The sequence below is a fragment of the Halomonas sp. ATBC28 genome, from assembly GCF_005937175.1.
Taxonomy (GTDB): domain Bacteria; phylum Pseudomonadota; class Gammaproteobacteria; order Pseudomonadales; family Halomonadaceae; genus Vreelandella; species Vreelandella titanicae.
The window spans coordinates 227,262-237,770 of sequence record NZ_VCQL01000007.1; the positions used below are offsets into that span (position 1 = coordinate 227,262).

Consider the following 10,509-nt stretch of genomic DNA (forward strand, 5'->3'; position numbering starts at 1 on the left):
GTGTGGCATGCGTGTTTTTACCTCTTCACAGGCGTCGACCCCTGAGGATGATCGCTCAGTAGCGCCTGGCTGGATGGCGTTAGGCGCAGTCAGTGTAATATTCCATCTTGGCTTGATTTTTTATGGCTTAACGCCTGCGCTGGTCAGCCGGCCGCTGCATATGGCGCTGCTGTTGCCATGGGTACTGATTTATATGGCCAATACACCAGCGCAGCGAGTCAGCGGCTGGCTGCTGACGGTATTGGGTGTTGCTGCCTGTGGCTATATTGCGTTTAACGAAGCTGCGCTAGCCAACCAGTACGGCTTTATTGATACCCACCTACAGATGGGGATTGGCCTGTTTTTGATGGCTTTAGCGCTTGAGACAGCACGCCGAGCCATTGGCTGGCCCTTGCCGTTGGTGGCCTTGCTGGCGTTGATGTATGGCGCCTTTGGTCAATATATTCCAGGCGCTTTTGGTCACCCTGGGCTGCCGCTGGCCAGTATGGTGGGTACGCTCACGATTGCCGAAGGCGGATTATGGGGTTCGCTGACGGGGGTAAGCGTCAGTGTGGTGGCGATTTTTGTGATTTTCGGCGCGGTGCTCAATGCGGGAGAGGCGGGCCAGGGCTTTATGAACCTAGCCAGTGCGGTGGCGGGGCGGCTCACCGGTGGGGCCGCTAAAGTGGCGGTGATTTCGTCGGCGCTGATGGGCTCTATCTCCGGCTCGGCGTCTGCCAACGTCGCTTCCACTGGGGCAATTACCATTCCCTCCATGGTGCGCCTGCGTTACCCGCGTTCGCTGGCGGGTGCGGTGGAAGCCGTTGCCTCCTCCGGCGGGCAAATTATGCCGCCGCTGATGGGCGCCGGGGCATTCGTGATGGTGGAACTGACGGGCACGCCCTATACCCAGATCATGGCCGCGGCGATGCTTCCAGCGGTGCTGTACTTTTTGACGGTCTGGGTGGGTATTAATGCCTATGCGACCCGGCATGATCTAAAGCCCGTGGCCGAAAGCGAGCGACCCAGCGCGAAAGAGGTGCTGATTACCTCGCTGTTTTTTGCCATCCCCTTCGTGCTGCTGTTAGAGCGCATCTTTAATGGCGGTTTTACCCCTCAGTACGCCGCCAGTGTTGCGATTTTCGCGGGCTTTGCGCTGCTCTTCTTTAACGTGACGCTGCGCTTTTCGCTCCCCGGCTTTGCCACCCGTTTATTCGACGCAGTGGTCACCGCTGGGCGTCAGATTGCCGTCATTGGTTCCATTATTCTATGTGCCTCGCTGGTGGTCGGCGTGCTGTCGTTGACAGGGTTGGGCGTCAAGATCACCTCGGGCATTCTATCGCTCTCCAACGACATGCTCTGGCCAGCCTTGTTACTAACGGCGCTCGCCTGCTTGATTTTAGGCATGGAGGTGCCCACCACCGCCGCCTATGTGATTTGTGTCTCTGTCGCCGGGCCTGCCCTGACCTCGCTAGGTTTGGAACCGCTTCTGGCGCACCTTTTTGTCTTTTGGTACGCGCTGCTCTCGACGATCACGCCGCCGGTGTGTGGCGGCGTGTTCATTGCTGCGGGCATGGTGGGGGAGAACTGGCTAAAAGTCGCATTCAAAGCCATGGCGTTAGGAATAGGGCTGTATATTATTCCTCTAGCCATGGTGGCCAACCCAGAGATGATCCAGCTGGCCTTCAATCCTTCCGGCGCCTTGTTGTATGCGCTAAAAGTGGCGATTGGTTTAGGGGCGATCTCTTACGGGGTGATTGCACGCAAAGTACTTTGGCAGCGGAGCGCGTTGGCCGTGGGAGGGATTATCCTGATCTTTGTGGTTTAGCCTGGTTGTTTAAACGTCAGCGTCTAACCGTAGCGGCGAAGAGGCTGCCAGTGGAGTGGTGGCAAACATTACCCAGGTATCCAGCGCAGGCCCCAGTGATTGCACCAAACGCAGTTGCTCGGGGGCTTGGCCTAGCACCTCTTCAGCGCAAATGCCCGCCTCAAAACGTCCCGCAAGAAGCCCTTCTGCCACCGCCACTGTGGTGGGAGCGTCTATGATCTCTGTATAAGCCGTTAAGTCGGTGTAGTAGCGGGTCGCTGGTTGTAGCGCTACTTGGGTGGGGCGAACAGAGTCGCGCTGGGCAATCAGCGCCAGCGGCTTGCTGCCCGCTATAAAGGTGTCTACGGGATAGGCTCGATGCATATAGCGGCCCACGCAGTCGCTATGCGTTGCATGGGCGGTGCACTGTAGAACGTGGCTCACATGACCCGCGAGGAGCGCCTGAAAGGCCGCCTCAAACTGGCTAAACAGAGTCACGATGCCTTCGCCTGAGCAACGCATTCTGAGATAGCGCTTGGCAATCAGTTCATGGTTATTGCCACTAGGCCCCAAGGTTGCAATGTGCACGGTGACGTTTCTCCACGATAAACAATCAAGTCATTGAGCCAAAAACGATGGGTTTTTGGCTCGGCGCAATCAACGACTAGGCCATCTCAAAAGATCGTAAAGCTTAACGCTATATAAGCGGTATAGCCTGCAAGCAGTGCGGCTCCCTCCCAGCGCGACAGGCGCATACCGGTATACAAAAACAGCACCAGTATGCCAGCGGCTCCCAGCATTACCCATTGGTCAAACAGGGCCACGCGTGGCGCAAGGGGTAGCGGCTGTAAAAACGCGGAGATACCCAGGATGCCAAGCAGGTTGAAAATATTGCTACCCAGAATATTCCCGACGGCAACATCCGCATGGCGGCGTAACGCAGCAATCACCGACACCGCCATCTCTGGAAGTGAGGTACCGACAGCGACGATGGTTAAGCCGATGACTGCTTCGGAAATGCCCATGGCCTGTGCCAACCCAATGGCGCCATATAAGAGTAGCTGTGACCCGCCAATCAGCATGCCCAAACCAATCACTAACGCTACGGCGATCATCCAGCCTGTAGTGGGGAGCTTGGTCATCTCCTCCGCTTCTGAAGCGTGCATTTCCGCCGCGGGAATGTGCTGACGGCTTTCACTTAAGTAGGCCCAAACAAGATAGCCGACCAGGCCCGCTATAAAAATTGCTGCATCGATGCGACCCAGTGCGCCGCCGAAGGAGAGCCCAATAAACAGCAGGCTGGCCAACACCACGACCAGCCCATCCCGGCGCAGTGCTAAAGGCTGAACCACCATTGGGCAAATAACCGCGCATAGGCCTAGAATCAATAAGATATTGCCGATATTGCTGCCCACGATGTTGCCAACCGCAATGTCAGGCTGCTGGTTAATCGCGGCATCAATCGAGACGACAAGTTCAGGGGCCGAGGTGCCAAAACCAACCACCACCAACCCTGTTAGCAGTGGCGAGACGCCGACTCTTCGCGCACCCGCCACCGCGCCGCGGATAAGCGACTCCCCTCCAAGTGTCAAAAGGGCGATACCCGCCAATAAACTAAGTCCGTATAGCATGTTGAAACCTCTTCCAGAATGCTCACCAGGCCGCGAATGAAGCGGGTTTTAGCGAGCAAGCAAAGCGCGCCAGGCGGTCGGATTAGTAGTGCCTGGCTCATTGGCAAGATTAAGGCTATTTTTGCGAATTTGCGCGGTTTTTAAACGGCTATAAGAGGCAGAACAACAAATTAAAAAGCACAAAGGCTTTGACCTGCGACTGCCCACGTGGCAGGATGTCGGCAGTTAGTAAGTTAGCAAGCAAGCATGGTTCCAGAAACATTCGAATTCTTTCGGTAGTCTGTAATTGTATTCCTTGTTCTACTCACTATTTATCTGGGTAATACCAGGATTTCTACAATTCGCGACTTGCGAAAAGGATTTAATATCATGGCAACTGGCACAGTTAAGTGGTTCAACGATTCTAAAGGTTTCGGTTTCATTGCTCCTTCTGACGGCAGCGATGACGTTTTTGCTCATTTTTCTGAAATTCAGTCTGATGGCTTCAAAACTCTGCCTGAAGGCGCTAACGTCTCTTTTGACGTTACCCAAGGTCAGAAAGGCCTTCAAGCTTCAAACATTAAGCTGCTTTCTTAATCCTAGCGATTATTTAAGTTCTCGAATCGTTTAGATTCGATGATCGGGCCCCGCTTAGGCGGGGCCCGATGCGTTTGTGCCCGCCAAAAAATATTTTCCATCAAGCACAGCTGCGCCTGTTATTAGATCAGCAAAAGCTCTGCGATCAATCCCTTAGCTTTATAGGTGTTTATTCGCGTAATGTAAAAAACGAGCTTGATTGGTTGGTATGTTATATTGTATCTTTTTTGGCGACTTGTTTCACGAGCAGCCAAAGGAAAACCGAATATGACACCATTGCCACTTAAGGCCGCCAGCGCGCTTGTATTGAGTGCACTGATACTAACGGGCGTTCAAGGCGTTAGCGCCAGCGATCATGACCATGATCACGACCATACTCATAACGACCACGACCACGACCACGACCACGACCACGACCACGACCACGATAGCGATATCTACTCGGGCTATTTTGATGACGACCAGGTTGAGGATCGCGCGCTATCTGACTGGGAGGGTGATTGGCAGTCCGTTTATCCCTACCTACAAGATGGCACCCTTGACGAAGTGTTTGCGCATAAAGCAGACAATGGCGACAAGATCGCCGAAGAGTATAAAGCGTATTACGATACCGGTTATCAAACGGATGTAGAGCGTATCGTTATTGATGGAAGCGACGTCACTTTCTTTGAAAATGGCCAAGAGCGCACGGGTGAATACCAATACGATGGCTATGAAATTTTAACTTACCAAGCCGGTAACCGGGGTGTGCGGTTCATCTACGCGCTTGAAGAAGCATCCGATGATCTACCCCAGTACATCCAATTTAGTGACCACAGTATTTACCCCACCGATGCGCATCACTTCCATCTCTATTGGGGCGATGACCGTGAGGCGCTGTTAGAAGAAGTTACCAACTGGCCGACTTATTACCCATACGAGTTGAGCGGTGAAGAGATTGTCGAAGAAATGATTGCGCACTAGCGGTTACCGCCTAAGCGAAAAACATCTTTTGATGTGTACCTAGAAAGCGCTGGCCGAGATGCCAGCGCTTTGCTTTATTAGTACAGGGTAAATACAGCTTCGTGGACATGTTCTAACTTTTTCCGGTTCGGATTTAACCAGCATCAAGAGGTGTCACTATGCGCTTATCGTCTCTCTTTCTGAGTGTCGGGTTTTTGCTATCAAATAGCTTTGCTACCGCGGATGATTCGTGTGCTAGCGCCAATACGCAAACCGAGCTAAACCAGTGCACGGCGCAGGCCTATCAAGCGGCGGATGACGAGCTCAACGCGGTTTACCAAACCGTTGTTAGCCGTCTGGAGGACAATTCAGCGTCACTCGAAAAGCTCAGAGCGGCGCAGCGGGCGTGGATCGGCTTTCGTGATGCTGAGTGCGCGTTTGAAAGTAGTGCTGTGGAAGGCGGTAGCGCCCAACCCATGGTGCGTAACGGCTGTCTGGAAACGCTGACAGCGGAACGTACCGAGCAACTGCGTGAGCATGCTAGTTGTGAAGAGGGCGATCTCAGCTGCTCTCGGTAAACGGCGGTCAAGCGCTAGAATGCAAACCGTTGCCCCGAGGTAAAGGTGTCATCCGTGCTCGGTCAGCCGAGCGAACAGCGGCATAAGCAGCGCGAACAGCTCCGCCTGGGAGGAGATGCAGCACTTGGCGTAGAGTTGGCGGCGGAAGACCTTAACTGTCTGAAGGCTGACGCCCAGGTGTAGGCTGATCGATAGGGATGAGTGGCCTCTTAGAATAAACAGCGCCACCTCTGCCTGGCGCGGGCTTAGCCGGATGCTGTGTTGCTGATTCAGCGTCTCTCTCAGGCGTTCCTCTAAAGGGGCTGGTGCCGCTTTCATCACATCGTCAGAGCGGTAATCTTGCCAGTGTTTTTTCAGCAACGAGCTGAGGGTTAACTCGTACTGTTGCAGAACCTCAAGCTCACGCCTGTTAAAGGGCTTACCACTGGAACGATCCCTACCGAAACAAGCGGTTATCGTATCACTCTCAGTGATATTAGCGAAAACCGCTACTTCATCCAGTAGTGTGGTCTGCTGGTAGTAATTCTTATAGTAATGCGTGCGTCGAAAGTGATCGGGCGCTATATCCCTCAATCGGCGTATACCCTGAACACCGCCTCTGAGGTGCTCGCGGTAAAACGGATCCAGCAGGTAATCTCCCCCTAGATATTGGCTATCCATCGGTAGATAAACGACAGGGTCGGTGTATTCCCGATAGAGTACCGCTGGCCGGTGTTCGCCGTGATAAGCGATGATGATCAAGTTATCGAATGCCGCTAGACGTTTCACCAATGTGGAGAAGTGTTGAGGCAACGCAGGGGTCGCCAACGCCATGAGGGTATTGGCCAGTACTTCGTCAATTTCGCTATGAGTCACCGATTCCACATCCGAAGGCCCATACCACGCTGGGGTTATATACGATCCGATGAGCTGCCAATACCGTTCTAGATAGGTTGGCTACTAAGCATCTCAGTCTAGCTGGACAGCTGCAACGCCAGCAACTGAGGGTTATTAGCCGATCATTAACGGTAGCAAGCTGGTCTAGCCTCGGCGGCTGGCTTGATAAACCACCTCTTCGTTTTGTGCCGACTCAGCGATTGCCAGCTGTCGGTTCCAACGTTTCCTGGAGATGGATCATGACGGATAACAATATCAAACTGGAAAGAACCCTATCCCTAAAAGCCGTGGTGTTGTTTGGCCTTGCCTACATGACGCCATTGATCGTGCTGGGCACTTTCGGTGTGATTGCCAGCACTAGCAATGGCGCCGTACCCACTGCTTACCTCATCACTACCGTTGCCATGCTATTCACGGCATACAGCTACGGCATTATGGCGCGTACTTATCCGGTAGCCGGGTCTGCCTATACTTACGCACGCAGAGCCATCGACTCGCGTGTTGGCTTTATGGTGGGGTGGAGCGTGCTGCTGGACTATTTCTTCCTGCCGATGGTGATTTGGTTGATCGGCGCTGCTTATTTGAACGCGCGTTTTCCTGATGTGCCGAGCTGGATATTCCTGCTCGGCTTCATTGGTATCACCACCTTCTTGAATATCTACGGCATCAAGCTCGCGTCCAAAGTGAACTCGTTGTTGATGGTCTTCCAAATACTGGTGATCGCGTTCTTCGTACTGCTTTCAATTCGTCACGTATTTGCGACCGGTGGCACTGATTCGCTTTTTAGCCTGGGGCCGTTCTTGGGTGAAGAGGCTGGTTTCACTGCGATTGCCGCGGGCGCAGCGGTGGCCGCTTACTCTTTTCTTGGCTTTGATGCCGTCACCACGCTGACCGAGGAGACCATCGAGCCAAAGCGTAATATTCCCAGAGCCATCATGCTGACTGCACTGATCGGTGGCGGTATCTACGTGCTGGTAGGTTACACAACTCAACTGGTTCACCCAGGTGGCAGTTTCGTAAATGCTGACTCCGCTGCCTTCGAAATTGCCACGACCATCGGTGCGGATCTCTTCGGAGCTATCTTTCTGGCCGGTATGGTGCTTGCCCAATTCACGTCTGGCCTGGCCGCCCAAGCGAGTGCCTCTCGGCTGCTGTTTGCCATGGGGCGGGACGCGGTACTGCCGCCTAAGCTGTTCGGTGCGCTGCACTCGCGTTTCCATACGCCTGTATTCAATATTGTGTTAACGGGCGCCATTGGCATCATCGCTTTGTTTCTCGATGTATTATCGGCCGCCTCGTTCATCAACTTCGGTGCCTTCATCGCCTTTACGATGGTTAACCTGTCAGTGATCTTTTTAGTAAGCAAAGACGCTGACGCAAGGCGCCAGTATGGTGTGATTCGAGGGATGGTAGTGCCGCTAATCGGTGCCCTGGTTAACCTTTGGCTGATGAGTAAACTGGATATCAACGCCTTTATTCTTGGCCTGATCTGGCTTTCCATCGGTCTCGCCCAGCTGGCCTACCTGACCCGATTCTTCCGTCGCGAACCGCCGGAAGTGGCCTTTGATGAATCCGAGCCCGAGTCAGCGCCCACCTCAGTAAAAGCTACCCTTTAAACGGAGATCTACAATGTCCAGAAATTTGCCTGTCCTTGTGGTGCAGGAGGCCTCGCGGCCGCACGGCATTGACTCCGAACTGCTGGACTTCGAGGCCGAGCTGGCGGTACACCTGAGTGACTTCGGTGCTGATTTTGAACAGCCAAGGATGGTGGTTTATCCGGAGCTTCATCTATGCGGTGCCACCGGTACGCCTCAGCAGCGCAAGGAGCAACTGGAAGCCGCTGCTGAACTGATCGATGGCTCCCGTGACCAGCACTTATCACGTATCGCCCGCAACCTGGGGGTATGGCTGCTGCCCGGCACGGTATGCGAACGGGGAGAGGACGGGCATCTGTACAACACCGCGCCGGTGTATTCGCCCGAAGGTGATCGAGTGGCCGCCTACCGTAAGTGTTTCCCCTGGCGGCCTTACGAGCCCTATCAGCCGGGAGATCGCTTTGAAGTGTTCGAAGTGCCGGGCATAGGCCGGGTCGGCCTGGCCATCTGCTACGACATCTGGTTTCCCGAGATGGTGCGTCAGCTAGCGTGGCTGGGGGCGGAGGTGATCATCAACCAAGTGGCCACCACCACCTGCGACCGCGCCCAGGAGCAAATCCTTGTGCAGGCCAATGCTATTTTCAACCAGGTGTATATGGTGAGCGCTAATTCAGCCGCGCCTGCGGGGGAGGGTCAGAGTTTGATCGTCGACCCCGAAGGCCGCATCCGCGCGAGGATGTCCGGCGCTACCCCGGGCATCCTTACCGATGTACTCAACCTGGGTGAGGTGGAGCGTGTGCGAACCTTCGGCACTGCAGGCTTGAACTGCATGTGGTCTCAGTTCCGAGACGATGACCCAGTGCTGGAATTACCGATGTACGAAGGCCGCATTGATCCACGTAAGTGGAGGGGAAAACGGTAAGCAGCCGACCACCACTCTCTCCAATCCCGCGTTATTCCCATCCCGTGCAACGATGCCATCACCCAGGTGATGGCTGTTGCCTGCAATAAGCTAATTGCTGAGATAGCTGAGCAGCTAACCCGCCCAGTGTTAACGTTACTTCTTCCCGCATCTGCATATCGCACCCGGTCTGCGTCCTCGCAGGGGTAAGGAACGAGTGCAAATATTGCTCTGACTGAGAGCCTTCTTATCCATAGTAACTCTTGCTTACCTGACAACATCGACGTTGAAAACCCCAGACCTAAGGTAATCAGCCGTCTTAAGCATCCTATGTTAGTCTGGATTCTCTGGATTCGGTAGGGTGGATCATATAAGCAGCAAGACAGGTCGTGGCCCAAGGTGACGGTGCAGGATAATGCAGCAGGCGCTCGAATTTTGGATATGCGGCCTAATACCTGTTATATTTTTCTACTTGGAGTTACGCGACCAATGATACCTACTCGAAATCAGTGGAAAAAATGGTCTTTGCCGAGCAAGCTTACTGCCGTTGGTGCATATGCTGGCTTGATCGGTTTAATAATCAGCTTGATATCGTTCAACTTTCCTAGCAGTAACGCGCCTGAACCCGAGAACCATTCGCTTGTAGGTAATTGGTATTTAGTCAGCATGAGTTTAAATAATGGAGACAAAATACCAATAGATGACAACGATAAACTGGCAAAATACTTAGAGCTTGTCGCAGTAAATACGAGCGAGCCTTTCTTCCACTTTAGTAATGATGGGAGGTTTTTTAGCCAGCTAATGTACTCAGTTACGATGCCTGTGGATCAGCTAGGAAATATAGATGTTAAGTCTGGAAGTGCCGCATTAGCTGGAATTAGTATTTATTACACGACTGGAACGGGAAAAGTTCTGTTATCGCCATACAGCCATGAAAGAAATGATTTTATAGGTGAAAAGGGTGAGTTTGCTTATGAGATTTCAAACAACACACTTACTATAAGGAACTTTTCATATTTTGACGAGTTCGGAGCTATCGTGGCTTCAAGGTTGCCGGCCAAAATATAACACCTATGAGCCTTCTGCCTGTCAAATAGCCCGCAGTATTTTTTATTGGCCGCGTAAGCGGTCAATATCAAGTCCCTGAGCCAATGATCCTACTTCATCTGTCATCGTTGGCTGTTGGTGGCTTACAGCAAACACCTATTGAGGCTCTTTAACGTGGTAGTTCACCACTGCCAAACCGAGTTGCTCCTTGCAGGTGGGTCTGGGGCACTAGACATTCATCGGTTAACCAGCATCTGTCCTATTCAAAAAGCGGGTTACTTTACAGTCCCAGTTAGTTTCAGGTTCAGCGCCGGTGTAAGCCCACTCGCTCAGGGTACTGATGCACGCCAGCAGGATGGATAATCAAAGCGACGGGCTTCGAGTTGGGTGTAGAAATCGGGTTTCAGATATCAAGATCAGTCAGCAGACACCCTGTTTCAGCACACTCCATGATGATCCAGTTAGACGTTGATCATCATCCTGCTGCGTGACTAACTCGTTAAAAAGCGTTGTTCATCAAATACCTTTTCGTTCTTTAACATGAAATAGACCGCACGCCCTAACTTGTGGGCCAGAG

Annotated in this window: 10 protein-coding genes; 7 read left to right on the forward strand and 3 right to left on the reverse strand. The window is 53.0% G+C overall.

What is annotated here, in order from left to right:
- The first annotated feature begins 7 nt into the window (after positions 1-7).
- The gene (locus tag E0L35_RS10485) at positions 8-1,807 is read left to right on the forward strand and encodes a TRAP transporter fused permease subunit (protein WP_138800232.1); all 1,800 of its coding nucleotides are present in this window, start codon (positions 8-10) and stop codon (positions 1,805-1,807) included.
- A 9-nt stretch (positions 1,808-1,816) separates the two neighbouring features.
- Here the strand turns inward: E0L35_RS10485 and E0L35_RS10490 are convergent, their stop codons facing one another.
- Positions 1,817-2,374 (reverse strand): hypothetical protein, encoded by a 558-nt coding sequence (locus E0L35_RS10490; protein ID WP_138800233.1) that lies wholly within the window; start codon positions 2,372-2,374, stop codon positions 1,817-1,819.
- 86 nt (positions 2,375-2,460) lie between these two features.
- Complete coding sequence (locus E0L35_RS10495) at positions 2,461-3,417, reverse strand: calcium/sodium antiporter (protein ID WP_138800234.1); 957 nt, start codon at positions 3,415-3,417, stop codon at positions 2,461-2,463.
- A 369-nt stretch (positions 3,418-3,786) separates the two neighbouring features.
- Here E0L35_RS10495 and E0L35_RS10500 point away from each other — a divergent pair, with 369 nt between their 5' ends.
- From E0L35_RS10500 to E0L35_RS10510, 3 genes are all read left to right on the forward strand, one after another.
- Entirely contained in the window at positions 3,787-3,993 is a 207-nt protein-coding gene (locus tag E0L35_RS10500; RefSeq protein WP_007111857.1) for a cold-shock protein, read from the forward strand.
- A gap of 267 nt (positions 3,994-4,260) precedes the next feature.
- Complete coding sequence (locus E0L35_RS10505) at positions 4,261-4,956, forward strand: metal-binding protein ZinT (protein WP_138800235.1); 696 nt, start codon at positions 4,261-4,263, stop codon at positions 4,954-4,956.
- 158 nt (positions 4,957-5,114) lie between these two features.
- A complete protein-coding gene (locus E0L35_RS10510) occupies positions 5,115-5,513 on the forward strand; it encodes a lysozyme inhibitor LprI family protein (protein WP_027958212.1) in 399 nt (132 codons plus the stop codon).
- A 48-nt stretch (positions 5,514-5,561) separates the two neighbouring features.
- On the opposite strand, the gene E0L35_RS10515 is transcribed toward E0L35_RS10510, so the two are convergent.
- Positions 5,562-6,368, reverse strand: coding sequence for a helix-turn-helix transcriptional regulator (locus E0L35_RS10515; protein ID WP_223828037.1), 807 nt, complete (start codon positions 6,366-6,368; stop codon positions 5,562-5,564).
- A gap of 260 nt (positions 6,369-6,628) precedes the next feature.
- Between E0L35_RS10515 and E0L35_RS10520 the strand changes: the two genes are divergently transcribed.
- From E0L35_RS10520 to E0L35_RS10530, 3 genes are all read left to right on the forward strand, one after another.
- A complete protein-coding gene (locus tag E0L35_RS10520) occupies positions 6,629-8,005 on the forward strand; it encodes an APC family permease (protein WP_138800237.1) in 1,377 nt (458 codons plus the stop codon).
- 13 nt (positions 8,006-8,018) lie between these two features.
- Entirely contained in the window at positions 8,019-8,906 is an 888-nt protein-coding gene (locus E0L35_RS10525) for a carbon-nitrogen hydrolase family protein (RefSeq protein WP_171051136.1), read from the forward strand.
- 384 nt (positions 8,907-9,290) lie between these two features.
- The gene (locus E0L35_RS10530; protein WP_138800238.1) at positions 9,291-9,953 is read left to right on the forward strand and encodes a hypothetical protein; all 663 of its coding nucleotides are present in this window, start codon (positions 9,291-9,293) and stop codon (positions 9,951-9,953) included.
- Positions 9,954-10,509: the final 556 nt, after the last annotated feature.

Coding starts and splice junctions, on each gene's coding strand:
- E0L35_RS10485 (WP_138800232.1), top strand. CDS start 8: ATGCGTGTTTTTACCTCTTCACAGGCGTCGACCCCTGAGGATGATCGC.
- E0L35_RS10495 (WP_138800234.1), bottom strand. CDS start 3,417: ATGCTATACGGACTTAGTTTATTGGCGGGTATCGCCCTTTTGACACTT.
- E0L35_RS10500 (WP_007111857.1), top strand. CDS start 3,787: ATGGCAACTGGCACAGTTAAGTGGTTCAACGATTCTAAAGGTTTCGGT.
- E0L35_RS10505 (WP_138800235.1), top strand. CDS start 4,261: ATGACACCATTGCCACTTAAGGCCGCCAGCGCGCTTGTATTGAGTGCA.
- E0L35_RS10510 (WP_027958212.1), top strand. CDS start 5,115: ATGCGCTTATCGTCTCTCTTTCTGAGTGTCGGGTTTTTGCTATCAAAT.
- E0L35_RS10520 (WP_138800237.1), top strand. CDS start 6,629: ATGACGGATAACAATATCAAACTGGAAAGAACCCTATCCCTAAAAGCC.
- E0L35_RS10525 (WP_171051136.1), top strand. CDS start 8,019: ATGTCCAGAAATTTGCCTGTCCTTGTGGTGCAGGAGGCCTCGCGGCCG.